Origin of the sequence: Roseobacter sp. CCS2 (genome assembly GCF_000169435.1) — a bacterium.
Classification (GTDB): Bacteria; Pseudomonadota; Alphaproteobacteria; order Rhodobacterales; family Rhodobacteraceae; genus Yoonia.
This window is the reverse complement of record NZ_AAYB01000001.1, coordinates 366,831-389,464: the sequence shown is the minus strand read 5'-3', so window position 1 is coordinate 389,464 and position 22,634 is coordinate 366,831. Positions and strand designations below refer to the sequence as shown.

Below are 22,634 nucleotides of genomic sequence, written 5' to 3'. Positions count from 1 at the left end.
ATGTAGCATATGAACCTGAAAGGGAATTTGCATGCTGAACCCGGTCACGCGAGACTTTGAAGACACGCTACGCAGTCTGCTGCCCAAAGCGGCGTTCAAGGATGACAGCGCGCCTTATCTGTCAGAACCGCGTGGGCGCTGGGCAGGCCAAGGTTTTATCGTGGCGCCCGGATCGACCGAAGAGGTCGCCGCAGTCGTGCAGGCCTGTGCCGATGCCCGCGTGCCCATCGTGCCTTACAGCGGCGGGACGGGTTTGGTTGGCGGACAGCTGTCAGACGAGGGGCCGGTGCCTGTCGTGCTTTCCTTGGAGCGTATGAACCGCATCCGCGATATCTATCCTTCTGAGAATGTATTGGTTTGCGATGCCGGGGTGATCCTTGCCGATGTTCAGCGGGCCGCCGAGGAGGTGGGGCGCTTGTTTCCCCTTTCGCTTGCCTCTGAAGGGTCGGCGCGCATTGGCGGCTTGCTGTCAACCAATGCAGGCGGCGTGAACGTCCTTCGTTATGGCAATGCCCGCGCGCAGTGTTTGGGGCTGGAAGTTGTGCGGCCTGACGGGACGATCTGGCATGGGCTGACGCGGCTGCGTAAAGACAATACCGGGTATGACCTGCGTAACCTGATGATTGGCGCCGAAGGGACCCTTGGGATCATCACAGGGGCTGCTTTGAAACTGGCCCCGCGGCCTGTTGGTGTTGGGGCAGCGATGATGGCTGTGGCGTCGCCTGCGGCGGCGTTGGAATTGCTGGCCATGGCAGGGCAGCAGATTGGCGAAGGGGTCTCTGCCTTTGAGATTATGCATCGCCAAGGCTTTGATTTTTTAACTGAAGTTGGCCCTGACATTAAACAACCCTTTGCTGAAATCCCTGAATGGTCTGTGCTGATTGATGTGGGATTGCCTGCGGGGCTGCACCCCGAAGAGGCACTGGAAGGGCTGTTCGCCAGCGCCTTTGAGGCGGGTCTGGTGACAGATGGCGCCATCGCCCAAAACGTCGCCCAACGCGATGCATTCTGGCACATCCGCGAAAGCATTCCAGAGGCGAACCGGCGGATCGGGTCGGTGAGTTCGCATGACATCTCAATCCCGCTGAGTGCGATCCCGGCGTTTATCGAACGTGGCAAACAGGCCTTGGCTGCGGTGGGCGCTTTCCGGATCAATTGTTTTGGGCATCTGGGAGACGGCAATTTGCACTACAATGTGTTTCCGATGCCAAGAAAAAGCCGCGCTGATTACGAGGCCGAACGCCCCAAGGTTAAACGCGTGGTGCATGATCTGGTGCATAAGATGGAAGGGTCTGTAAGCGCCGAGCATGGGATCGGGCGGCTGAAGGTGAAAGACCTCGAGACCTATGGCGATCCGGCAAAAATGGCGATGTTAAGGGCCATCAAAGATGCGTTGGATCCACACGGGATTATGAATCCCGGCGCTGTGTTGCGCCAGCACTAGCTTTTGCGCCAGATGCTGGTGCCCGGACGCCTGCGGCGGACGTTTGATAAAACGACGAAAGACGCTTTATTCGCCTTCGAATTGGCATAGTGCATGGACATCCATTCCAAGCGCTTCCAGTTTCTTGCGTCCACCGATATCGGGCAGATCAATGACAAAGGCGCAGCCAATGACCTCTGCCCCCATGCGTTCGATCAGTTTGATCCCGGCTTCTGCGGTGCCGCCGGTGGCAAGAAGATCGTCAACCAAAAGCACCTTTTCACCCGGTTGCAGGGCGTCGTCGTGCACTTCCATCGTGGCGGTGCCGTATTCCAGCGTATAATCCTGCTCAATGGTTTTTCCGGGGAGTTTGCCTTTCTTGCGAATTGGCACAAAACCCAATGAAAGTTGGTGTGCGATAGCGCCGCCAAGAATGAAACCGCGGGCCTCTAGGCCGACAACTTTGTCGATGGGTTGGCCCGCATAAGGGTGCAGCAATTGGTCAATCGCAATCCGGAAACCGCGTGGGTCGCTGAACAATGTCGTCACATCGCGGAACATGATCCCCTCATGTGGAAAGTCAGGGATGGTGCGGATATAGTCTTGGACAGTTTTCATTATGGGGCTTTCTAAAGGACACGGCCAGCAACGGCGTCGAGTTTGGCGACCAATGCAGAGTCGCGTTTGTCTGGGGCGGTCATCACCGCGTATTCCAGCGCGCGGTCGCAGCCATGCGGGCAGGGCGCGCGGTCGGGACCAAGCAAAGCGGGCAAGCGGCTGACAAGGTCTTGCGCCTTGGTCCCGTTGCCTTGCAGCGTTTTGATCACGTCGCTGACATCGACAGCACCATGGTCGGGGTGCCAGCTGTCATAATCGGTGACCATCGCGATGGAGGCATAGCAAATTTCGGCTTCGCGGGCGAGTTTGGCTTCGGGCATGTTGGTCATGCCGATCACATCGCAGCCCCAGTCACGGTAGAGTTTGCTTTCAGCCATGGATGAAAACTGCGGGCCTTCCATGGCAAGATAGGTGCCGCCGCGATGAACGTTGATCCCGGCGTCTTGGCCTGCTGTTTCGCAGGCGTCAGAAAGGCGTGCGCAGGTGGGGTGCGCCACACTGACATGCGCCACGCAGCCTGTGCCAAAAAAGGATTTTTCCCGCGCAAAGGTGCGGTCAATAAACTGATCGACGATCACGAAATCACCCGGTGCCATCTTTTCGCGGAACGATCCGCAGGCGCTGACGCTGATGATATCGGTCACGCCTATGCGTTTGAGGGCGTCAATATTGGCGCGGTAAGGCACCGTTGTGGGCGAATGCACATGCCCGCGTCCGTGACGCGGCAGGAAGGCCATATCGACGCCGTTCAATTGCCCCGTCAATATATTGTCTGACGGCGCACCCCAAGGGCTGCTGGTTGATATCCAGGCGGCATTTTCCAACCCGTCCATATTGTAGATGCCCGAGCCGCCGATAATCCCGATTTTTGTTTGCATGTTCCGCCTTGTCGCAATCCCCACCCCCACATTGAAACGGAATGCAGCAGAATGGAACCCTTGTACGCAGTGCCAAAGCAGCAACACCGCATATTCACGCAAGGTCGAGGGGTGACAAGTTGTGTTTGCTCCTTTAGGGGGCAGATAAACTCCCCTTTCGACAGGATACTTCATGGCCCGCGCCCTTTTAGCGAGTTTCGCTGACAGTCTTTCACTTCGTGATCCCGATGCCCCGCTGACCCCCGGTCAATGGCGGGTTGAGATACTATCGGGTTTGACTGTGGCATTGGCTTTGGTCCCTGAAGCGGTTGCCTTTGCCTTTGTCGCGGGTGTCGAGCCGTTGGTTGGCCTCTATGCCGCCTTTATCGTTGGTCTGATTACGGCTGTCTTTGGTGGCCGCCCCGGCATGATTTCTGGCGCGACAGGTGCGTTGGCCGTTGTGATGGTCAGTCTTGTCGCTGTGCATGGGGTCGAATACCTGTTTGCGACCGTGGTCTTGATGGGCCTGATCCAGATTTTCGTCGGCATTATGCGCTGGGGTAAGTTCATTCGCCTTGTGCCGCATCCGGTCATGCTGGGCTTTGTGAATGGTCTGGCCATTGTGATTTTCCTGGCCCAATTGGGCCAGTTTCAAGTGCCGGGGTCGGCCGAAGGTGGCGGACACGGCATGGCCAACGGGGAATGGCTGTCAGGTGCGCCGCTTTATTTGATGCTGGGGCTGGTGGTTGTAACGATGGCGATCATCTGGGCGATGCCCAAGATCACCAATGCAGTGCCCGCACCGCTGGCGGGGATCGGCATTGTGGCTGCGATTGTGATTGGTTTTGGTTTGGATGTCCCGTTGGTGGGCGATCTGGCCAGCATTGAAGGTGGCTTGCCGCCGTTCCACGTTCCGATGGTGCCGCTGAATTGGGAAACGTTCGAGATCATTCTGCCCTACGCCCTGATCCTTGCTGCGATTGGCCTGATCGAAAGCCTGCTCACCCTTAACCTTGTTGGTGAAATGACAGGCAAACGTGGCGGCGCAAGCCAAGAGTGTCTTGCCCAAGGTGCGGCCAATACAGTCACCGGTTTCTTTGGCGGTATGGGCGGTTGTGCCATGATTGGTCAGTCGATGATCAACGTGAAATCTGGCGGTCGGACGCGGGTCGCGGGCATCGCTGCGGCGCTGTTTCTGCTGGCGTTCATTTTGTTCGCAAGCAGCCTGATTGAGCAGATCCCGCTTGCTGCCTTGGTCGGTGTGATGTTCATGGTCGTGATCGGGACATTCGCCTGGAATTCTTTGCGTATCCTGCGCAAGGTGCCGCGCACGGATGCTTTTGTGACGATCCTTGTAACCATCGTGACTGTTGCGACTGATCTTGCGACTGCGGTGGTTGTCGGTGTGATCGTGTCGGCCTTGGCCTATGCCTGGAGCAACGCGACACGTATTCACGCCATCAAGCGTGAAAGCCGGACAGAGGCGGGTGCGCAGGTTTATGAAATCCAAGGGCCGCTGTTCTTTGGTTCTGCGGATGGTTTTATGGAAATCTTTGATATCGCCACTGACCCGGATGTGGTCATCGTGGACTTTGCCAATAGCCGTGTGGCTGATCAGTCAGCACTGCAGGCGATTGAGGCATTGGCCCAAAAGTACATTGATGCGGGCAAGCAAATCCAACTGCGCCACCTTAGCCGTGATTGTCACGAATTGCTGTCGAAAGCGGGTCACCTGATGGTCGATAGTGATGATGATCCTGATTATGCGTTGGCGGTGGATTACAGCGTCAAAACCGGGATCATCGGTGGGCACTAGTCGTCAGGGCGTTGCAGGCTGAAGACCTCGCGCACGACAGAATAGTCACGATATCCCAATCGTGTCAGCGGGTTAAAGGTGGTCACATCAAACTTGCCGTCGACCAGACAATTGTCGCGTAAATGCACACCTGTCACTTCGCCGAAGACGGTAAAGTTTGCCTCACCAGGCAATTGCACGATCTGCGTGAGTTTACATTCCAAGGTCGCGGGCGCATTCAGCACACGCGGACAGTTGATCGTCTCGCATGCGCCTTTCTCAACGCCTGCAAGCGCGAATTCATCCGTCTCACGTTCCCATGGGCCGGACGTCTGATTCATGATGTCGCGCGCTGCGTACTCTACAATATTGACAGCAAAGACGCCGGTGCCGCGGATATTGGCAACGGAATCCTTGGTGCCGTCGCGGTCCGGTTTGGTACTGGTTGAGGCGAACATGACCTGTGGCGGGACGTATGCCACAGCATTGAAGAACGAATAAGGCGCGAGGTTATCTTTCCCATCCGTCCCACGCGTTGCGATCCACCCAATGGGACGCGGTGAGATGACGGCGTTGAACGGATTATGCGGCAGGCCGTGGCCATTTTTGGGTTCATAGAACATCGCAGTGCCTTTTCGTTTGTGTATCCTAGGGTTAGCTTGCCCTAATGCCCTTGGCCAGATGAAAGAGACATGCAGCAGACGGCACTGACATTGGCCACAGAAACGCCAAATGACTGGTGGGAGGTCGAGGCGCTTTACGACCTGTGTTTTGCACCGGGGCGTTCAGCTTTGTCGTCTTATCGTTTGCGCGAAGGGGTTGATCCGATTGCGCCGCTTTGTCTGACAGCGCGGGATGCAGAGGGTATTTTGGCCGGGGCAGTGCGCAATTGGCCAGTGCTGGTTGGTGGCCAGCAAACCGTTCTGCTGGGTCCGATTGCGGTGCACCCGACCCGGCAAGGCGAAGGGGTTGCTTCGCTTTTGATGCAGCGCTGCCTGGCTGATGCGCGTGATTTGGGGTGGTCGCGGCTGATGCTTGTGGGTGACGCGCCCTACTACCGCCGGTTCGGGTTTGAACAGGTGTCTGGTGTGATAATGCCGCCGCCCACAAACCCTGATCGTGTGCTGGGCGTCGCATTGGAGGCGGGGGCCTGGCAGGGTGTTGGCGGACAGGTAACTGCGATAGGTGATTGAAATTACGGCATTCGGTCACCATTTTGTTAACATGGATGACCAAAGTACCGCGATGAAACAGATCAACCCTACCGATCCACCACAGCCGCTGACCGAAGCGGCGAAGGCCGAAATCGCGGCACTTGCCGCACGCCAGCGCAAAGCGAATGGTGTGTTGATGTCTGCAATCAACTTTGTTGGTGGTCAGGTGGAAGACGGGCTTAAGCTGCTGCCAGCGTCGGCCCGCGACCAGATAGATGATTTGGCCCGCGCAGCGCTGCGTCAAAGTTTCGATGTGGCGAGCAAGTCGCGCATGGGGCGCGGTGAAACCATCGGATCAGATCGCATTCATAAGATATTGGGTACCATTTCAGGGGCGCTTGGTGGCATTGGTGGCTTGCCCACCGCACTGGCAGAACTGCCCGTTGCAACGACGGTGATTTTCCGCGCGGTCCATCACGTTGCTGTGGCATATGGCGAAGACCCGGACGCAGAAGAAACCAAGATGGAATGCCTTGCTGTTTTTGGTGCCGGTGGTCCGGGCACCGGGGATGATGGCGTTGATACCGCCTTTATTGGTGCAAGGCTCAGCATTTCGGGTGCTGCGGTCAATGGGTTGATTAGCAAGGTTGCGCCTCGGTTTGCGGCGGTTCTGTCGCAGAAGCTTGCAACACAAGCCGTACCAATTCTAGGTGCAGCAGCCGGGGCAGGCACGAACTATGCTTTTGTCGATTACTATGTTGCAATGGCACATGTACATTTTGGATTGCGCAAACTGGCGCGTGTTTATGGTGACAAAGCCGTCACCGACCATTTCCATGCAATCTTGGCCTCAGGCAAACTTCCTCAGACCTGATAGACCAGCCAGTCAGCGACGGCGCGGCGCACCGATTGATCGCCATTGGCCATCGCATCATCCATGACCTTGCGCACTTCATTCAGATCGACGCGCCGCAGCAGATGTTTGACAGGGCCGACCGAGGCCGGGCGCATGGACAGCGCGCGCAGGCCAAGAGCCGCAAAGCAAAGCGCCTCGACCGGTCGCCCCGCATCTTCGCCGCAGAAGGATAATGGCGTGCCTGAAGCCTCGCAACGCAGGATCACATTGCGGATGAAGGCCAGAAAGCTACTGTCGAGTGTATCATATCGCTTGCGCACCCGTTCATTTTCGCGATCGGCGGCAAAGAAGAACTGCTTAAGATCGTTACCTCCGATAGAGATGAAATCAACCTCTTCAAAGAATGCATCAGGCGCATAGGCTAGCGACGGTGTTTCCAGCATCGCACCAACTTCGAGCTTGGATGGCAGCGCATGTCCCAGTTTGGTTTCGCGTGCGATAGCCTTATCCATTTCGGCACGTGCCGCGCGGAATTCGCTAATTTGTGTGATAAACGGGAACATGACGGCAAGGGGTTGCCCGTTTGCCGCCCGCAAAAGCGCCTGCAACTGCATCCGCAACACACCGGGTTTATCAAGACCCACACGGATAGCGCGCCAGCCCATCGCGGGATTGGGTTCGTCATTGGGTTTCATATAGGTCAGCACTTTGTCAGACCCGATATCAAGTGTGCGAAAAGCAACCCGCTTTCCATTCGCAGCTTTGACAACGCGCGAATAGAGCGCAGAGAGTTCCGCGCGCCGCGGCATCTGGTTGCGGATCAGGAATTGTAACTCTGTGCGGAACAGGCCTACGCCCTCTGCGCCCGATCCTTCAAGTGATGGCAGATCGGCAATAAGCCCGGCGTTCATCTGTAGTGAAATCACCTGACCGCATTTCGTTTCCGCTGGCAGATCACGGATAGACGCATAGCGTTCCTGCGCGCGTGCCTGCATTTCGATCTTGTCGCGGAAGGCGGCATGCACTGTTTCATCAGGCCGCAGGTGTGCAATGCCCTGTTCGCCGTCGACCAGAATTGGGTCGCCGTTCAATGCTTCGCGTGTGACACCTTTGGCGTTGATAATAAGCGGGATCGCCCAGGCACGTGCAACAATAGCGGCATGACTGCCAACAGAGCCTTCTTCCAGAACAATCCCTTTAATGGTCTTGCCGTATTCCAGTAATTCGCCCGGCCCGATGTTGCGCGCAACAAGGATCGGATTGTCGGGCATATCAGCACGGGCATCGGCCCCTTGGCCGGTCAGCAGACGTAGTAGTTTGTTGGACAGATCATCTAGGTCATATAAACGCTCGCGCAGATAAGCATCGGTGGCCCTCGACATGCGGGCACGTGCCAGCGATTGCTCTTTTTCAACTGCCGCTTCCGCCGAAAGGCCGTTTTGCACATCTTCTTGCATGCGCTTCAGCCAACTGCTGGAGTTGGCAAACATGCGGTACGCCTCGAGTACCTGCTTTTGATCACTGTCCGCAGTGTTTGCGCCGGTTAGTAGATCATCGACACCGGCGCGCAGTTGTTCAATCGCGGCATGCAGGCGCGCGCTTTCGGTTTCAGGGTCGTCTGAAATCGGGTTTGTGACAACGACACGGGGTTCGTGTAGATGAACCACACCTTCGGTTGCACCTTCCTGTGCAATTGAGCCACGCAACAAGACCGGTTGCTGATGGCGCGCCGAAAGGGCGGCACCTTCGCCAACAAATGCACCCAGTTCGGTCATCTCTGCGATGACCATCGCGACGATTTCAAGGGCATATACTTCGTCTGTTGTGTATTCGCGCGCGTCTTTGGACTGCACAACCAATACCCCCAAAACGTCACCAAGGCGCTGGATAGGCACACCGCAAAAAGACGAGAACCGTTCCTCGCCCGTTTCCGGCATATAGCGGAACCCCTTTGAAGATGGCGCGTCAGCGGTATTGATCACATTACGGCTTTTGGCTGTGCGCCCAACCAGACCTTCGCCCAACCGCATACGGGTTTGGTGGACCGCTTCGGCTTGCAGGCCTTTCGTGGCACATAGTTCAAGCGTTTCAGCGTCGCGGAACAGATAGATTGAACACACCTCGGTGCCCATGGAGTTTGCGATCAAATCAACCACAGAATCCAGCCGCGCCTGACCTTCATTGTCAGCGGCGAGCGCCTCGCGGAGCCGTCCAAGCAGCTTGCGACTTTCAGATTCGAGCCGATGTGGCATAGATCCCCCGCCCATACAGGCGACCGATGGTGCGGGTCAGCCTGATTTCTCTAATTCAAAGGCATCATGCAGGGCTTGCACGGCAAGTTCCATGTATTTCCGATCAATTAGTACGGAAATTTTGATCTCGGAGGTTGTGATGACCTTGATGTTCACACCTTCGGCCGACAGCACGCGGAACATTTTGGCCGCCACGCCTGTGTGGCTGCGCATGCCGATGCCCACGACGCTAACTTTGGCGACACCTTCATCGGCGACAAGATCATGATAGTTGATGTCGCCGCTGTCTTTGGACGCTTGCATCGCCTTTTCCGCGCGTTTCACCTGATCGGTGGGGCAAGAGAACGTCATGTCCGTCCGGCCTTCTTCCGATATGTTCTGCACGATCATATCGACGTTCACACCCGCATCGGACAACGGCCCAAAGATCGCCGCTGCAATGCCCGGACGGTCAGCGACCGAGATCAGCGTCATCTTTGCCTCGTCACGGGAATAGGCCACACCGGCCACAACATTGGATTCCATGATATCCTCCTCATCGCAGACCAGCGTGCCTGCGCTGTCCGATGGTTCCTCGAATGATGATAGCACCCGCAGGCGCACCTTATAGCGCATCGCCAACTCGACCGATCGGGTTTGCAGGACCTTTGCACCCAGTGACGCCAGTTCCAGCATTTCTTCGAACGCGATCTTATCCAGCTTGCGCGCTTTGGTCGTGATGCGTGGGTCGGTGGTATAGACGCCGTCCACATCGGTATAGATATCGCAGCGATCAGCGTTGAACGCGGCGGCAAAGGCCACGGCTGTGGTGTCAGACCCGCCGCGCCCCAGCGTTGTGATCCGTCCTTCGGGGCTCAGGCCTTGGAAGCCGGCAACCACCGCAACTTTCATGCCTTCGCCGAACTTGGCGTTGATATTGTCGGTTGGGATATCTTCAATCCGCGCGCTGGAATGGGTCGACGTGGTTTGGACCGGCACTTGCCATCCTTGCCAGCTGCGCGCGGGGATATCCATTTCCTGTAGGCGCAGCGCCATCAGGCCCGCTGTGACGTTTTCGCCTGACGATACAATCGCATCATATTCACGCGCGTCATAGAAAGGGGATGTCTCATCCACCCAGCCGACCAATTCATTGGTTTTGCCCGACATGGCAGAGACGATCACGATGACATCATAGCCATTGGCGACCTCAACCGCGATACGCTTGGCCGCGCGCGCAATCCGGTCAAGGTTTGCCACCGACGTGCCGCCAAATTTCATCACAAGCGTGGGCATGGGTTGTCCTAGGGGAACATCTGTTAATTCAGGCGCTTCCTTAATGCCGCTTTGCCCCAAGGGCAATCCGTTAGTAAGGATGTGGGCGTCCGTCCCATGTTTCAAAGCAGCCAGTTGTTTCGACACTCAGGGCATCAAAGCGGGCCATCAGCCCGTCCGCGCTTTCCTGCATCGTGATATCAGCGCCGCTGCCACCCATATCGGTGCGGACCCAGCCGGGGTGATAGACGCCAACGCCAAAGCCTTCGGGTGCCAGATCAGCCGCAAGATTGCGCCCCAAGTTCAGCACGGCTGCTTTGCTGGCGCAGTAGATATACCCGCCGCCCGATGCGATGGTCTGGGACCCAAGCTGTGATCCGATGATGGCTATTTTGGGTGTTTCGCTGAGCCTGAGGTTCGACAGCATCGACTGGATCGTTATGAAGACACCTGCGACATTGGCCGCAAAGGTCGCCTCCCACATCGCAGATGGATAGCCGCTTTCCAGCTTTTGTCCTTGATCAAGGTTTACGCCGGCGTTGCAGACCAGCAAATCAAGGCTTGTGTCTTTCATCCGGGTGGCCAGCGCGCACTGGGATGCGGCATCGGTCACGTCCAGCTGCAACATCGCGCCATCCTCGGCCTGCCGGTGCGTGCCAAATGTCTGTGTGCCGCGGGCGACATAGCCGTCAAAAAGTGCCTTGCCGATGCCGCGGTTTGCGCCTGTGATCAGTACTGTCATTTGCGGCCTCTTTTCGGTTCAGTTGGTTTTCTTGCGTGGCATAAAGGGCAGTGGGACGACGGGGATGCCGTCATCAACCAGTTTTTTCGCCTCTTGCAAGTTCGCCTCACCATAGATCGGGCGGTCTGGCACGACGCCGTCGTGCATATCGCGCGCTTCTTTGGCAAAACCTTTGCCGACGTAATCAGAATTGGCTTCCACCTTGTCCCGCAATTCAGCCAGCGCCTTGTCAACGGGCTTGGGTGCCGCGATTTCAGAGGAGGTGCTGACAGCGGGTGCCATGATGGATTTCGTCACCTTGGTTGACCCACATGATGCGCAGGTCACCATGCCAGCGGCCACAAGCTTGTCAAAGGCATCGCCTGATTGAAACCAGCTTTCGAATGCATGGTCTTGGTCACATTTGAGGTGGAAACGGATCATTGCGGCCTGTCTTTTGCGTCTGACCGATAGTTAGGCCTTTTGTGGGGCGCTGCAAGCATTTGCTAGCGCGCGATCCTATTTGGCTTGAACCCGGCCACGATGCGTTTCAGTTCTGGCTCGGTCAGTTTCTTGGCGGCTTTGGCAGGCGACATCCACTTGCGTCTTCGTTGCTTTTTCTCGGGCCATTTGCTGTGCACATGGGTGACGTGCACCGGATAAACCATCGTGATGATGGGCGCGTTCCCGACCTTTTGAGGTTTGTGATAGCTATAGACGCCTAGGCAGAAATCGACGGCATCACCACTCACTCCTGCCTCTTCATAGGCTTCCGTGGCGGCTGCATTTGCCGGGGTTTGCTTGTGCATGGGCCAGCCTTTGGGAATGATCCAACGCTGGCGGGTGCGGCTGGTCACCAGACAAACCTGCACCTTGTCGTTTTTCACGCGCCAGCAAAGTGCCGCAAACTGCGCACGCACATCCGTCTTGCGTCCGGTCCGCAGTTTCAGGGGAAGCTGTTTTGCGACTTTTTTCGCCATGTTCTCCGTCGCAAAAAGCGTTACATCATGCCTATGACGGACGATATGCAGGCAAGTGATCCCGGGGCAACCCCACCACCGCGATTTATCGGGTCTGAGATTTATCGGCACTCAAGTTATGGGTCATGGCATCCGTTGCGGGTGCCGCGCGTGTCAACCGTAATGGATCTTGCGCGCAGTCTGGGGTGGTTGCCGCCTGCGCAGTTTATCACCAGCCCGCGCGCGAAACCTTCCGCGTTGACCGGTTTTCATACGCCGGAATACCTCTCAGCGCTTCAAGCGGCTGAGGCCATGCAAGAGGTGACAGAGGATGTGCGCCAGCGTCATGGCCTGGGCACCCCATCCAATCCGGTTTTCAAGGAAATGTACCGTCGTCCCGCCACATCTGCGGGCGCATCGCTTTTGGCAGGTGAACTGCTAAACCACGGTGGTGTGATCTATTCGCCTGCGGGCGGCACGCACCACGGTTTGCCGGATCGCGCAAACGGGTTTTGTTATCTCAACGACCCTGTGCTGGCGATCCAGTCACTTCGCCGCAATGGTGCGCGGCGGATTGCCTACGTTGACATTGATGCGCATCACCCTGACGGGGTTGAGTATGCTTTTGCGGATGACCCGGACACGTTGCAGATTTCGGTGCATGAGGAAAACCGCTGGCCGCGAACCGGGCAGATCGGTAATGCAGGCAAAGGGCAGGTTTTCAATTTACCGGTGGCATCAGGCCTGAATGATACGGAAATGAGATTGATCCTGCATGACCTGATCCTGCCTTTGGTCGCTGATTTTGGCCCCGATGCCATTGTGCTGCAATGCGGGGCAGATGCTGTGACTGAAGACCCTCAGTCGCGCCTGACCCTGTCAAATAATGCACACTGGGCGGTTGTTGCCGCACTCAGGCCGCTTGCGCCGCGCTATCTTGTGCTGGGTGGCGGCGGCTATAACCCGTGGTCGGTTGGCAGGCTTTGGACAGGCGTCTGGGCGATACTTAATAATTATGACATTCCTGATGTATTGCCGCCTACGGCACAGGGCATTTTGGGTGCTCTTACATGGGCCGGCCCATTCCGCCAGCACCATCCAGAGCCGCATTGGATCGCCACCCTGCGCGATGTGCCGCGCGACGGCCCAATCCGCGACAGCGTGCGCGCCAATGTGCGCCAGTTGGCAGGTCGCCGCGCGGTCTGGCGCTGACCCTTGCAAGGCTTTGAAAACGCGCTGATAGTCGCGCCATGGTCTTACGCGCGCTTCTTTTTGGCATCATCTGTACGCTGGCAGCCCCTGCTGCGCGTGCCGAGGTTCTGATTTTTGCCGCCGCCAGTTTGAAAGAGCCTTTGGATCAGCTGACTGCACGTTTTGAAGACGTTGTCGTCTCCTACGGGGGAAGCGGTACTTTGGCGCGTCAGGTCACCTTTGGTGCGCCTGCGGATATTGTCCTGCTGGCAAACACGCAATGGATGGATGTGCTTGTTACGGGTGGGCATGTGAAAGGCGACACTGTCATGGATTTTGCCAGTAACAGTCTTGTCCTCATAGGGCCCCAAGGGCATGCGCCTGTGCCCCTTACGCAAGAGGCCTTGAATGCTGCGATTGCGAACGCGCGCTTGGCCGTTGGGCTGACCGAGGCCGTACCTGCGGGGATTTACGCCAAAGCGGCTTTGCAACATCTGGACCTGTGGGAGTCTGTCCAACACAGATTGGCAGAGGTTGATAACGTGCGCGCCGCTTTGGCGCTGGTGGCGCGCGGACAGACACCTTTGGGGATTGTTTATCGGACCGACACCCGGATCAGCGATGCGGTCACAGAAGTTGCCGTGTTCCCGACCGAAAGCCATCCGCCGATCCGTTATACAGGCGCTTTGGGGCACGGGGCGGATGGCGACGCGCAAGCGGTTCTTGATTATCTGCTAAGCGGTGAAGGCCAAGATATTCTTGCGACGGCGGGGTTTTTACCGCCACAGGATATCGTGCGATAATGGACGCGTTGGGACCAGAAGAATGGACGGCGATCTGGCTGTCTTTGCGGGTGGCATTTGTTGCTACCCTTGCTGCATTGCCGGTGGCCGTCTGGATTGCCTATGTATTGGCGCGCAAGTCCTTTCCGGGGCGGCAGGTGCTGAACGGTTTGGTACATCTGCCGTTGGTTTTACCACCGGTTGTAACCGGTTATTTGCTGCTTGTTCTTTTTGGACAGCAAGGACCGGTTGGCGCGTTTATTTATCAGACGTTTGGGATCACATTTGCTTTCCGCTGGACCGGTGCGGCATTGGCGGCAGCCATTATGGCCTTTCCGTTAATGGTACGGGCCATTCGACTGGGATTTGAGGCTGTTGACCCGGGATTGGAAGACGCGGCAGCCACGCTTGGGGCATCGCGTTGGCGGATCTGGTTCACGGTCACATTGCCTTTGGTCGTGCCGGGCGTTCTGGCAGGCGCAATATTGGGCTTTGCCAAGGCCTTGGGCGAATTTGGTGCGACAATCACTTTCGTCGCGGCTATTCCGGGGCAAACCCAAACGATCCCCACGGCGATTTATGGCTTGTTGCAAGTGCCCGGCAGTGAACCTGCTGTTGTCGGTCTTGTTATTGTGTCCGTTGTCCTTGCCATGGGGGCACTTTTGGTGTCGGAGTGGCTTGCCCGCCGCATGGCCAAAAGGCTGGGTGGCAAATGATCAGTGTGGATATCAAAAAGCGGCTTGGTGATTTTCAGCTTGATTTGCAATTCGACGCGCCAACGAGTGTGACAGCGATATTCGGGCGCTCTGGCTCTGGCAAAACATCTGCCGTCAATGCCGTCGCTGGTCTGTTGCGCCCGGATGCAGGGCGGATCGCGATTGGTGATGCGGTGCTTTTTGATCAGGCATCAAAAATTCATCTGTCCCCGCAACAACGCCGTATTGGCTATGTCTTTCAGGATGCCCGCCTGTTTCCGCACATGACCGTCATGCGCAACCTGAATTACGGCGGCAGTCATGACGCGGACCGCGTGATTGCAGTGCTGGGGCTGGAACAGCTGCTGGACCGTATGCCTGCGCATCTTTCCGGCGGGGAACGCCAGCGCGTGGCTCTTGGCCGGGCCTTGATGTGTGACCCGCAGCTTTTGCTGATGGATGAACCGCTGGCCGCTTTGGATGCGCCGCGCAAGGCCGAAATCCTGCCGTTCATTGAACGGCTACGCGACGAAATGCAGGTTCCAATGCTTTACGTCAGCCACGACGTATCTGAAGTGGCGCGACTGGCGACAACTTTGGTGGTGATCGAGGACGGACGGGTGACAATCGCTGGTCCTGTTGGGACCGTCTTATCCCAACCTGAAACAGTGCCACTTGTCGGTCCACGCGCGGCAGGTGCTGTCATCGAAACGAAAGTTGCGGGGCGGTTGTTGGATGACGGTTTGACCGAGCTTGCATTCTCTGGCGGGCGCATCGTTTTACCTGGTCTTTTGGGGGTTCTGAGACAAACCGTGCGTATCCGCATCCCCGCACAGGATGTCATTTTGGCAAAGCAGGCCCCGGCCGGCCTGAGCGCGCTGAACGTGCTGCCCGTTACCATTACGCGGATCGAATACGGGCGGGGGCCGGGTGTGGCCGTTGGCCTGAAGGCCGGTAAAGACCAGCTTTTGGCGCGTGTCACACGGCGCAGTGCGTTGCGGATGGAATTGGCGGTAGGCCAACAGATTTATGCGATTATCAAAGCCACCGCAGTAGGACCCGAGGATATTGGCAGCTAAGCCTGCAGTGCGATGGGTATCGCTGCCAGTGTTCGTGCGACCCCGCCTGCGTGATCATCGTAAAAGGCCGTGATCTGAGCATTGGACACATCTGTTGGCGATTGCACTTCGGCCAAAAGGGCAGCTGCATCAGGCACCAGCTGACAAACGCCTGTCGCGATCGCCTCGGTCGCGGGATATTCGATTGTCCAGATATGGGGGCCTACAACGACCGGTTTCTTAAGTGCCAATGGTTCAATGATGTTATGCGCGCCTTTGGGTACGAACCCACCGCCGACAATGGCGCGGTCGCAAAGCCCAAGATAAAAGTACATCTCGCCCATGCTGTCACCCAATAGCACGTCGATATCAGGCGCGGGATCCGTCAGGTGCAGATTGCTGTCGAGCAAATCGGACCTGCGCGCAAACCGCAGACCTGCGGCTGTCATCATTTCTGCTACTTCGCCAAACCGTTCAGGCGCGCGCGGCACATAAGTGAAAAAGACATCCGTCGTTTGGCAGATTATGTCGATGTAAAGCGCGTCCTCGCCTTCAACGACGCTTGTCAGGGTAAAGCTGGGGCGGCCCTTGGTCAGCGCCTTGCGGCAGGTTGCAGCCGCCGTCAGATGCGCTTGCGGAATGGGTTGATCGAAACGCAGCTCGCCCGTGATGTGAATGTTTGGCATGCCGACAGCTGCAAAGCGGTCCTGTTGACCTTGCGATTTTACAAACCCACCTGTGAACCCGGCGATAAGCGCGGCACGTAAACCGAGGCCCTGTTGGTCCTTTTCAAAGCTTTTTGCGGGGTATTGTGCATTGCACATGAAAAGTGGGGTGTCATGTTTACGGCATGCCATGATCATGCGGGGCCAAATTTCAATCTCCATGACAAGCCCGTATTTAGGGGCGAAGTGTTTGAGAAAGCGGCGATACGCAAAACCGTATTCGAAAGGCACCCAAACTGGTTGAACGGTGCCTGCTGCCATTTCTTTTGCAAACTCGCGTTCTGCTTCGCGCCGACCGGCGGGGGTGAAATGGGTGGTCACGACAGTTTCACCCTGTGCCAATAGCGCGCGGATCAGCGGTGTGGCCGAACGCATTTCACCAAGCGACACGGCATGCACCCAAACCGGGTTTTGAAGCTGCACGCCGTAGCGCCCAAACCGTTCTGCCAGTTTTTGTGCATAAAGCGGATCCTTGCGCCCACGGCGGCGCAGGTAGAGCAGAACAACCGGCAAGAGAACCCACAACAACACGCTGTAAAGGACCAACGCCACCCGCAGTTTCAGACTGGGAAAGTTAGGCTGCATTGGATGCCTCCAAAACTTGCAGAAGGCGCTGGGCTAAATCATCAACCTGTGCGCTGGCCGCAGCAATGGCATCGCTTGCGTTATTGATCGTTGTGTCCAGTTCGGGTGAGGTCAAAGCTGCGACAAGATCATCTGCGGTTTCTACCGGAATTGCCCCGGATAGATCGGCCAGATGCGCAAAATCGACGCTGAAATTTGCGGTGTGCGGCCCATGCAGGATAGCACAGCCCAAAGCGGCTGCCTCCCATGGGTTGTGCCCTTCGATGTCGCCAAAAGTACCGCCAATCAGCGCGGCATCGGCCAAGCGATACACCAGCCCCAACTCTCCAAATGTGTCAAAAAGCCAAATGGGATTATCTTGATCTGGCATTTCGCCCAGACTGCGCCGGGGGCTTTGCAGGTCCAATGGGCGATCAGGAAAGCGCGGCGCAATGATCAACAGTGCTGAGGTATCAACTTTGCACAGTTGCGTATGAGCAGCGCAGGCAATGGCGATATCTTCGGCATGTGCCGGGGCAACAGCCCAAATGCGCCGCCCTGTCAGATGTTTGCGCAACCTTGCCACCTCATCCGGATCGTTGCGCAATGCGGGTGCGGCAGGTTTAAGTGATCCACCAACCTTTGCCGCAGCACCTAGCGCCCTCAGATGATCCGCCGTTGCCGCATCCTGTGCCATCACCAAAGCCATCGCGCCATAGATATCGCGGAACAGCGAAGCTGCCCGGTAATGAGATTTGAACGATCTGGCGTTCATACGTGCAGCGATCATGCACTGCGGGATACCACGTGCGGACAGATCGTTGACCATGCCCGGCCAGATGTCCTGTTCAACCCAGATACATAAATCCGGTGCAAAATGATCAAGAAAACGCTTGCGATAGGGCGGTGCATCCAAAGGCAGGAATTGATGAATTGTTCGGGCCGGGGCGTTTTCGGCAAAAACCTTCGCAGAGGCGGCCGTGTTTGACGTAACCAGAAAAGACAGGTCGGGACGTGCTTTGGCCAGACGATCAATTAAGCCGCGCAAGGACAAGACCTCGCCCAACCCAACGGCATGCAGCCAGATCAGGGGGCCATCCGGTCGCGATGCTAATCCGTGCCCCAATTTTTCCTGCCAGCGCCCGGGGTCTTCCTTGCCACGTTTCAAGCGCCGTCTGAGCATTGGCTTTGCCACAAGCGGTATCAGATGCGTGGCCGCCAGATAGCTGCGCAACGCCAGCCCGCGATGCATGTCAGCCGGGGAGGTCATGAAATGTCTTTTGCAGGGAGGTTTCCCAGAACGCGGGATCCTTCAATGTTGCAGCAAATCGTTCTGACGCACTGCCGCCGCCAAAAGCGTTATGGCGCGGATAGGCTTTGCCCCATTCAGATTGCAGGAATTGCGCAATTGTATCCGCGTCGCCTGCATCTGCAAAAAAGACCGACGGTGATTTTGCCCGGTTGGTCTGGCGGGTGCCGATATCAAGCGAGGGCAGGCCAAGAAACGGGGCTTCGCGCACGCCAGCAGACGAATTGCCGACCATCGCCTTTGCGTTCTTCATCAGTTCAGAGAAATGGGCAAAACGCATGGATGGCAAGACCCGGAACCGGTTGCTGGGCACCTGCGCAATTGCATCAAAAATAGCAGCCGAACCTGGGTCATTATTTGGCGCAATCACAACAAAGTTGTGGCCCGATTGGTCCAGCGCACCAAACAGCGCGCTGGCTTGCGCGCCCATCGTGGCAGCCTCTGATGTGACCGGGTGAAAGACACAAATGCCATAGTCATCCGAAGGGAGATCATAGCGTTCTTGTACCTGCGCAAAGGTTACGCCTGATGGGCCTGCGTGAAAGTCCAGTTCTGGCGACCCGATGGTGTGGATGTGGGCTTCAGGCTCACCCAGTGCCATTACGCGGCGGGCGGCGTCATCGGACGACACGAAATGCTGGCTGGCCAACTTGCTGTTACAGTGGCGATAAATCTCATCAATGGTGCCGGACACCTCACCGCCCTCGATGTGGGCGCAGCGAATGTAGTTGGTGGCACAAACAAGGGCACAGGCCAGTGCTTCAACCCGGTCGCCATGGATCACCACCAGATCGGGGGCGAACTCTTTGACGAAGTCCGAGAACCCCATGACTGTTTTTGCCAGTACCATGTCCTGCGGATCACCGATGCGCTGATTGAGGAATTCATGCACCTGAACGCCCGGGGTGCGGTGCACTTCGAGTTTGGTCAGCCCATAGCGTTCAAGCATATGCATGCCAGTGGTAAAGAAGGATACATCGAGCCCTGCATCGCGTGTCGCGATGGCCAAAGGCTCTAACTTGCCAAAATCGGCCCGGGTTCCGGTGACAAATAGAACTGAACGCGGCATCCTGTCTTCCACATCATCGCGTTATCGGCAGACCCGATCACTTCTGACGCAAAGGTTATCGTGATGGCAACAGAAAGGAAACGCGGATTACCAATGCTGATGCGCAGATATTGCCGATGTGTTGTATCCCCACTATCATAAGCGCTTGACCTTATCTGACGTCATCCTTAGGTGACGGGGTCACGAGGCGAGTGGGCAGGTAGGTTATGCAGCGGATTGCAAATCCGTGTAGACCGGTTCGATTCCGGTACTCGCCTCCAATGTTTTCAATGGCTTGTGTCATATTTTTACTTTCGATACCCGTTTTTTGAAACAGATGTTGAAACTTTCATGTTTCGGTCTTGTTCCGTTCCATCCGATTCCGCGCCTCTTGTGCTTGCTCAGCCAAAACTCTTTGACGAACCTGCCCCCCGTACTTCTTAAGCATTTCAATACTAGAATGCCCTGTCACCGCTTTTACCAATTCGTCATCTCCACACGCTTCGTAGAGTTCTATTGTTGCGTTCTTCCGCAAACCATGGGTGACATATTTTTTTGCGTCAGGATGCTCCATCTTCGCCTTCACTTCGCGCATTTCCTAAGCAATTGTACGGTATTTCACCGGACGACCCACATTATCGGTAATCACGGTTAACCCCTTTTTCTCGACGGTATCTAAGTAAGATTTGAGGCGGTCAGTCAAAGGTATCCGGAGAAACTTACCCGTTTTACCTTGGGTCAAGTCATAGTGACCATCATTGATATGGTCCCATCGGATCTTCAAAATATCTCCAATGCGCTGCCCTAAGCCTAGACAAAGCTCATAAACAAGCCGCGCCCGGTCCGTGGCAACAATTTCGAACTCCTCACGCACGTCTTCAGGCCATGGCAACCAACCGTCACCTTGCTGTTTGAAAAGTGGAATTCCTTTGGCTGGGTTCCCGTGCTCTTTCCACACATACCATCAGGCAAGGCGACAGTGTTCTTTCCAGCCGTTCGAAACCATCAATGTCACCCTCATACAGTTTGTCCAATTCGTCTATGCTGGCAGGCAACATCCGTTTGGTATGCGTTTCCCCCAAAGTCAGCCTGACCTTGTTGAAGAGCTTTTCCATGCTGTTCGGAGTTAACGCATGACCCAGCACTAGCTTGGCGAGTCCTCGTCCGTCGGTCGCTTCTTTAAAGCCAAGTTGCAGTGCAATCCGCTTTACCGATGACTGGCCGGGGATACCAGCCACCAGCGTTGGCGCAGTTCCAGCCAAATGTGATTAACGGCACAGGTGGATGGTCGGGATTCTCTCAAGAACCAAAGAAGTTTACCGAAGCTGTGAATGGTGTTGCCATGCAATACCTCGACACGGGTAATCCAATATATGCGCAGGATGCGATCAAAAACCTGCGTAGGTTTGCAGATGCGGATGCGTTCCGCCTGACCGGCAAAACGAACGCGTCGTCTTATGCCGCTGGTCAGGTCACCCAGTTTCTGTTGCCCGCGTGGCAAGTGCTGCTGACGTACCCAAACATGAATGCAGACGACAAAGTGACCATTGAGCCGTGGCTGCTTCGGATGGTAAGCCGCACCCAGCAGGAACGCCCAGATCGCAATAATCGCAACACGTCCAAAGCGATGACACGCGTGTTCGCGGGTGCCATCTTTAATCGCAAATACTGGTTTGAGAGCGGGGTTCGTGACGGCTACTACGACCAGATCGATCAACTGCGGCCAGATGGCAGCTTTCCGTTCGAGACCGCAAGGGGCCAGTGGGGTGTCGTCTACCAAAGCCGCAATATCGCCCATTTGCTGACCATCGCCGAGGCTGCCCGCAATCAAGGCGTCGATTTGTATTCATATGCACCCAATGGCGTCTCTATCCACGATGCGATCCGCTTTATGATCGCAGCCAATGACGACAACAGCCTGATTGATGGATACGCCTACCGCCGCCGCAGCGTCTTTAACAGCAGTGCCTGTGGCCAGCAGTTCACGCACTGCGTTGATCTTGTCGTCGGTCATCTGACGTGGCCGACCGCCGATCCGTCCCTTCGCTCTAGCCGCCTTTAATCCTGCCTGCGTCCGTTCACGAATGAGATCACGTTCAAACTCAGCGATTGAAGCGCAGACGTGGAACATCAGCCTGCCCGAAGATGTGTTGGTATCGATGGCTTCGGTTACAGATCGAAATGCGATGCCATTTAATTTCAGACAATCCATGATCTCTATCAGATGGGGAAGACTGCGGGCCACGCGATCCAGTTTATAGACGACGAGCGTGTCATCAGCTTCGGGACGAAGGTAATCCATCACCTCTGTGAGGATGGGTCTATCTTTCTTTGCACCAGATGTGGTCTCAGTGAAAATTCGGTCACATCCTGCTGCTTCCAGCGCAGTGATTTGTGCATCGTGTGTTTGGGTGTCAGTACTGACGCGGGCATATCCAATCTTCATGATTTCTCCTTCTCGAAACTCAAGTCTGGGATAACGGTGCCCATCAACTGTATCGATAGGCAGTTCCGACAATTCCCATAGCTGTGCCAATTGCGCAGGGCACGAAGGATCGCCGTGAGGTTTCAAGACGTCGGAAACGACCGTTTCTGAGATTTTGGCTGGACCTGTTGATGCAGCACGCCTTATGGTTGTAAGGTGATCTAGTTGAACGGTGCATTAGCAGTGAAAAAAGATTTTGATGGTGATAAGTTCGAAACACGATCTGTGTCGGAGGCGGAAGTCTTGGGACAAGGCGATATCTTCCACTTAATAGGCAAAAAAGAACCGCCCTATTTAGGCGTTGTGATAAATGCAGACTGTGATTTGGCGAACGGGAAAATAGATGGAGTCGTGTCCTACCTGCCTGTTTACACGCTTACAGAATACATCCATGAGTTTTGGCTGGCTGATTTCGTCGCCAACCAAAAAACCCAGATACTACGCAACATACTGGGTCTTTGCGATGCTTCGCACGAAGAAGAACGGCATCTGACTGAATGGTTAGGCAGTGAGGATTGTGATTGTATTGTAGAAAGTCTATCCGTTTCGGCAAGCCTAAACCAAAAGACACAGAAGCGTCTTTCCGATCTCATTGATCAGTACCAGAGCGCATTTGGGGTCGCGAGAACTTCTGCCGAAACTTTCGCCAGAATCTGCTCTAATCAAAAGGATGAGTCTGGTTTTGCAAAAAACAACTGCAAAGCGCGTATACACAGATGGGCGATGGTCATCTGGTGATAAACGAGATTTTTGGCCAGAGCGAACTGGGCTTTGTAGTCAGGATGCGAAGAATCTACGCTATTGGTGAGAAAGACGTTTTTCGGTCGCAACGCGGGCATCTAACACGCGCGAGCACAAAGAAAATAAGTGCGGTGAGGACTGCGAAAC

Annotated in this window: 24 protein-coding genes, 1 tRNA gene and 1 pseudogene; 11 read left to right on the top strand and 15 right to left on the bottom strand. The window is 56.0% G+C overall.

The genetic code is table 11. From position 1 onward, the window contains the following. Positions 1–31 precede the first annotated feature (31 nt). Positions 32–1,444, top strand: coding sequence for an FAD-binding oxidoreductase (locus RCCS2_RS01980; protein ID WP_008230904.1), 1,413 nt, complete (start codon positions 32–34; stop codon positions 1,442–1,444). A gap of 66 nt (positions 1,445–1,510) precedes the next feature. Here the strand turns inward: RCCS2_RS01980 and RCCS2_RS01975 are convergent, their stop codons facing one another. Both RCCS2_RS01975 and RCCS2_RS01970 read right to left on the bottom strand, forming a co-directional pair. Beyond that, complete coding sequence (locus RCCS2_RS01975) at positions 1,511–2,041, bottom strand: adenine phosphoribosyltransferase (RefSeq protein WP_008230903.1); 531 nt, start codon at positions 2,039–2,041, stop codon at positions 1,511–1,513. Positions 2,042–2,052: 11 nt separating this feature from the next. Then, on the bottom strand, positions 2,053–2,919 hold the full coding sequence (locus tag RCCS2_RS01970) for an S-methyl-5'-thioadenosine phosphorylase (protein WP_037293396.1): 867 nt from the start codon (positions 2,917–2,919) through the stop codon (positions 2,053–2,055). Between the two features lie 172 nt (positions 2,920–3,091). Between RCCS2_RS01970 and RCCS2_RS01965 the strand changes: the two genes are divergently transcribed. Further along, the gene (locus RCCS2_RS01965) at positions 3,092–4,714 is read left to right on the top strand and encodes a SulP family inorganic anion transporter (RefSeq protein ID WP_008230901.1); all 1,623 of its coding nucleotides are present in this window, start codon (positions 3,092–3,094) and stop codon (positions 4,712–4,714) included. Here the strand turns inward: RCCS2_RS01965 and RCCS2_RS01960 are convergent. Beyond that, on the bottom strand, positions 4,711–5,316 hold the full coding sequence (locus tag RCCS2_RS01960; protein ID WP_008230900.1) for a flavin reductase family protein: 606 nt from the start codon (positions 5,314–5,316) through the stop codon (positions 4,711–4,713). The genes RCCS2_RS01965 and RCCS2_RS01960 overlap by 4 nt on opposite strands. Before the next feature lie 69 nt (positions 5,317–5,385). Between RCCS2_RS01960 and RCCS2_RS01955 the strand changes: the two genes are divergently transcribed. Then, a complete protein-coding gene (locus RCCS2_RS01955) occupies positions 5,386–5,886 on the top strand; it encodes a GNAT family N-acetyltransferase (protein ID WP_008230896.1) in 501 nt (166 codons plus the stop codon). Positions 5,887–5,917: 31 nt separating this feature from the next. Next, complete coding sequence (locus tag RCCS2_RS01950) at positions 5,918–6,721, top strand: EcsC family protein (protein ID WP_008230895.1); 804 nt, start codon at positions 5,918–5,920, stop codon at positions 6,719–6,721. Here the strand turns inward: RCCS2_RS01950 and ptsP are convergent. From ptsP to RCCS2_RS01925, 5 genes are all read right to left on the bottom strand, one after another. After that, entirely contained in the window at positions 6,712–8,955 is a 2,244-nt protein-coding gene (ptsP, locus tag RCCS2_RS01945) for a phosphoenolpyruvate--protein phosphotransferase (protein ID WP_037293393.1), read from the bottom strand. The genes RCCS2_RS01950 and ptsP overlap by 10 nt on opposite strands. Before the next feature lie 36 nt (positions 8,956–8,991). After that, positions 8,992–10,230: an aspartate kinase gene (locus RCCS2_RS01940; RefSeq protein ID WP_008230892.1), complete on the bottom strand. Its 1,239-nt coding sequence runs from the start codon at positions 10,228–10,230 to the stop codon at positions 8,992–8,994. Between the two features lie 70 nt (positions 10,231–10,300). Further along, positions 10,301–10,951, bottom strand: coding sequence for an SDR family NAD(P)-dependent oxidoreductase (locus tag RCCS2_RS01935; protein WP_008230891.1), 651 nt, complete (start codon positions 10,949–10,951; stop codon positions 10,301–10,303). Positions 10,952–10,969: 18 nt separating this feature from the next. Continuing rightward, positions 10,970–11,374, bottom strand: a complete 405-nt coding sequence (locus tag RCCS2_RS01930; protein WP_008230890.1) for a DUF1178 family protein — start codon at positions 11,372–11,374, stop codon at positions 10,970–10,972. Positions 11,375–11,436: 62 nt separating this feature from the next. Continuing rightward, a complete protein-coding gene (locus tag RCCS2_RS01925) occupies positions 11,437–11,910 on the bottom strand; it encodes an NUDIX hydrolase (protein WP_008230889.1) in 474 nt (157 codons plus the stop codon). 27 nt (positions 11,911–11,937) lie between these two features. On the opposite strand from RCCS2_RS01925, the gene RCCS2_RS01920 reads away from it, so the two are divergent. The 4 genes from RCCS2_RS01920 to modC are packed head-to-tail and all read left to right on the top strand — an operon-like array spanning position 11,938 to position 15,636. Then, a complete protein-coding gene (locus RCCS2_RS01920) occupies positions 11,938–13,101 on the top strand; it encodes an acetoin utilization protein AcuC (RefSeq protein ID WP_008230888.1) in 1,164 nt (387 codons plus the stop codon). A gap of 38 nt (positions 13,102–13,139) precedes the next feature. Continuing rightward, on the top strand, positions 13,140–13,883 hold the full coding sequence (modA, locus tag RCCS2_RS01915; protein WP_008230887.1) for a molybdate ABC transporter substrate-binding protein: 744 nt from the start codon (positions 13,140–13,142) through the stop codon (positions 13,881–13,883). Continuing rightward, positions 13,883–14,578 (top strand): molybdate ABC transporter permease subunit, encoded by a 696-nt coding sequence (gene modB, locus RCCS2_RS01910; RefSeq protein ID WP_008230886.1) that lies wholly within the window; start codon positions 13,883–13,885, stop codon positions 14,576–14,578. Before modA ends, modB begins: the two co-directional genes overlap by 1 nt. Further along, a complete protein-coding gene (gene modC, locus RCCS2_RS01905; protein ID WP_008230884.1) occupies positions 14,575–15,636 on the top strand; it encodes a molybdenum ABC transporter ATP-binding protein in 1,062 nt (353 codons plus the stop codon). Before modB ends, modC begins: the two co-directional genes overlap by 4 nt. Here the strand turns inward: modC and RCCS2_RS01900 are convergent. From RCCS2_RS01900 to neuC, 3 genes are read right to left on the bottom strand one after another with little or no spacing between them, the layout of a single operon-like run. Further along, the gene (locus tag RCCS2_RS01900; RefSeq protein ID WP_008230882.1) at positions 15,633–16,925 is read right to left on the bottom strand and encodes a 3-deoxy-D-manno-octulosonic acid transferase; all 1,293 of its coding nucleotides are present in this window, start codon (positions 16,923–16,925) and stop codon (positions 15,633–15,635) included. The two genes, modC and RCCS2_RS01900, sit on opposite strands and share 4 nt — an antisense overlap. After that, complete coding sequence (locus RCCS2_RS01895; RefSeq protein ID WP_008230881.1) at positions 16,915–18,174, bottom strand: 3-deoxy-D-manno-octulosonic acid transferase; 1,260 nt, start codon at positions 18,172–18,174, stop codon at positions 16,915–16,917. The genes RCCS2_RS01900 and RCCS2_RS01895 overlap by 11 nt, the downstream gene beginning before the upstream one ends. Beyond that, positions 18,158–19,282: a UDP-N-acetylglucosamine 2-epimerase gene (neuC, locus tag RCCS2_RS01890; RefSeq protein ID WP_037293039.1), complete on the bottom strand. Its 1,125-nt coding sequence runs from the start codon at positions 19,280–19,282 to the stop codon at positions 18,158–18,160. Before neuC ends, RCCS2_RS01895 begins: the two co-directional genes overlap by 17 nt. A gap of 186 nt (positions 19,283–19,468) precedes the next feature. Here neuC and RCCS2_RS01885 point away from each other — a divergent pair. Continuing rightward, positions 19,469–19,542: transfer RNA gene (locus RCCS2_RS01885), tRNA-Cys, on the top strand. A gap of 68 nt (positions 19,543–19,610) precedes the next feature. On the opposite strand, the gene RCCS2_RS18510 is transcribed toward RCCS2_RS01885, so the two are convergent. From RCCS2_RS18510 to RCCS2_RS18255, 3 genes are read right to left on the bottom strand one after another with little or no spacing between them, the layout of a single operon-like run. After that, positions 19,611–19,856, bottom strand: a complete 246-nt coding sequence (locus RCCS2_RS18510; protein ID WP_008230879.1) for a site-specific integrase — start codon at positions 19,854–19,856, stop codon at positions 19,611–19,613. A gap of 3 nt (positions 19,857–19,859) precedes the next feature. Beyond that, positions 19,860–20,153 (bottom strand): tyrosine-type recombinase/integrase, encoded by a 294-nt coding sequence (locus RCCS2_RS18505; RefSeq protein WP_198006997.1) that lies wholly within the window; start codon positions 20,151–20,153, stop codon positions 19,860–19,862. A 7-nt stretch (positions 20,154–20,160) separates the two neighbouring features. After that, entirely contained in the window at positions 20,161–20,499 is a 339-nt protein-coding gene (locus RCCS2_RS18255; protein WP_008230877.1) for a hypothetical protein, read from the bottom strand. Between RCCS2_RS18255 and RCCS2_RS18830 the strand changes: the two are divergent. Then, positions 20,475–21,116 (top strand): annotated as a pseudogene (locus RCCS2_RS18830) (alginate lyase family protein); the annotation flags it as partial. The gene RCCS2_RS18255 and the pseudogene RCCS2_RS18830 overlap by 25 nt on opposite strands. Here RCCS2_RS18830 and RCCS2_RS18060 read toward each other — a convergent pair. Further along, complete coding sequence (locus RCCS2_RS18060; protein ID WP_008230874.1) at positions 21,108–21,707, bottom strand: recombinase family protein; 600 nt, start codon at positions 21,705–21,707, stop codon at positions 21,108–21,110. The pseudogene RCCS2_RS18830 and the gene RCCS2_RS18060 sit on opposite strands and share 9 nt — an antisense overlap. Before the next feature lie 204 nt (positions 21,708–21,911). Here RCCS2_RS18060 and RCCS2_RS01865 point away from each other — a divergent pair, with 204 nt between their 5' ends. After that, the gene (locus RCCS2_RS01865) at positions 21,912–22,484 is read left to right on the top strand and encodes a hypothetical protein (RefSeq protein WP_008230873.1); all 573 of its coding nucleotides are present in this window, start codon (positions 21,912–21,914) and stop codon (positions 22,482–22,484) included. Positions 22,485–22,634: the final 150 nt, after the last annotated feature.

Excerpts from the sequence above, each read along its gene's own strand:
- modA (WP_008230887.1), top strand. The coding sequence starts at position 13,140 with ATGGTCTTACGCGCGCTTCTTTTTGGCATCATCTGTACGCTGGCAGCC.
- RCCS2_RS01955 (WP_008230896.1), top strand. The coding sequence starts at position 5,386 with ATGCAGCAGACGGCACTGACATTGGCCACAGAAACGCCAAATGACTGG.
- modC (WP_008230884.1), top strand. The coding sequence starts at position 14,575 with ATGATCAGTGTGGATATCAAAAAGCGGCTTGGTGATTTTCAGCTTGAT.
- RCCS2_RS01930 (WP_008230890.1), bottom strand. The coding sequence starts at position 11,374 with ATGATCCGTTTCCACCTCAAATGTGACCAAGACCATGCATTCGAAAGC.
- RCCS2_RS01975 (WP_008230903.1), bottom strand. The coding sequence starts at position 2,041 with ATGAAAACTGTCCAAGACTATATCCGCACCATCCCTGACTTTCCACAT.
- neuC (WP_037293039.1), bottom strand. The coding sequence starts at position 19,282 with ATGCCGCGTTCAGTTCTATTTGTCACCGGAACCCGGGCCGATTTTGGC.
- RCCS2_RS01925 (WP_008230889.1), bottom strand. The coding sequence starts at position 11,910 with ATGGCGAAAAAAGTCGCAAAACAGCTTCCCCTGAAACTGCGGACCGGA.
- RCCS2_RS01895 (WP_008230881.1), bottom strand. The coding sequence starts at position 18,174 with ATGACCTCCCCGGCTGACATGCATCGCGGGCTGGCGTTGCGCAGCTAT.
- RCCS2_RS01965 (WP_008230901.1), top strand. The coding sequence starts at position 3,092 with ATGGCCCGCGCCCTTTTAGCGAGTTTCGCTGACAGTCTTTCACTTCGT.
- RCCS2_RS01940 (WP_008230892.1), bottom strand. The coding sequence starts at position 10,230 with ATGCCCACGCTTGTGATGAAATTTGGCGGCACGTCGGTGGCAAACCTT.
- RCCS2_RS01935 (WP_008230891.1), bottom strand. The coding sequence starts at position 10,951 with ATGACAGTACTGATCACAGGCGCAAACCGCGGCATCGGCAAGGCACTT.
- RCCS2_RS01970 (WP_037293396.1), bottom strand. The coding sequence starts at position 2,919 with ATGCAAACAAAAATCGGGATTATCGGCGGCTCGGGCATCTACAATATG.
- RCCS2_RS18060 (WP_008230874.1), bottom strand. The coding sequence starts at position 21,707 with ATGAAGATTGGATATGCCCGCGTCAGTACTGACACCCAAACACACGAT.
- RCCS2_RS01950 (WP_008230895.1), top strand. The coding sequence starts at position 5,918 with ATGGATGACCAAAGTACCGCGATGAAACAGATCAACCCTACCGATCCA.
- ptsP (WP_037293393.1), bottom strand. The coding sequence starts at position 8,955 with ATGCCACATCGGCTCGAATCTGAAAGTCGCAAGCTGCTTGGACGGCTC.
- RCCS2_RS01980 (WP_008230904.1), top strand. The coding sequence starts at position 32 with ATGCTGAACCCGGTCACGCGAGACTTTGAAGACACGCTACGCAGTCTG.
- RCCS2_RS01960 (WP_008230900.1), bottom strand. The coding sequence starts at position 5,316 with ATGTTCTATGAACCCAAAAATGGCCACGGCCTGCCGCATAATCCGTTC.
- modB (WP_008230886.1), top strand. The coding sequence starts at position 13,883 with ATGGACGCGTTGGGACCAGAAGAATGGACGGCGATCTGGCTGTCTTTG.
- RCCS2_RS01900 (WP_008230882.1), bottom strand. The coding sequence starts at position 16,925 with ATGCAGCCTAACTTTCCCAGTCTGAAACTGCGGGTGGCGTTGGTCCTT.
- RCCS2_RS01920 (WP_008230888.1), top strand. The coding sequence starts at position 11,938 with ATGCCTATGACGGACGATATGCAGGCAAGTGATCCCGGGGCAACCCCA.
- RCCS2_RS18510 (WP_008230879.1), bottom strand. The coding sequence starts at position 19,856 with ATGCGCGAAGTGAAGGCGAAGATGGAGCATCCTGACGCAAAAAAATAT.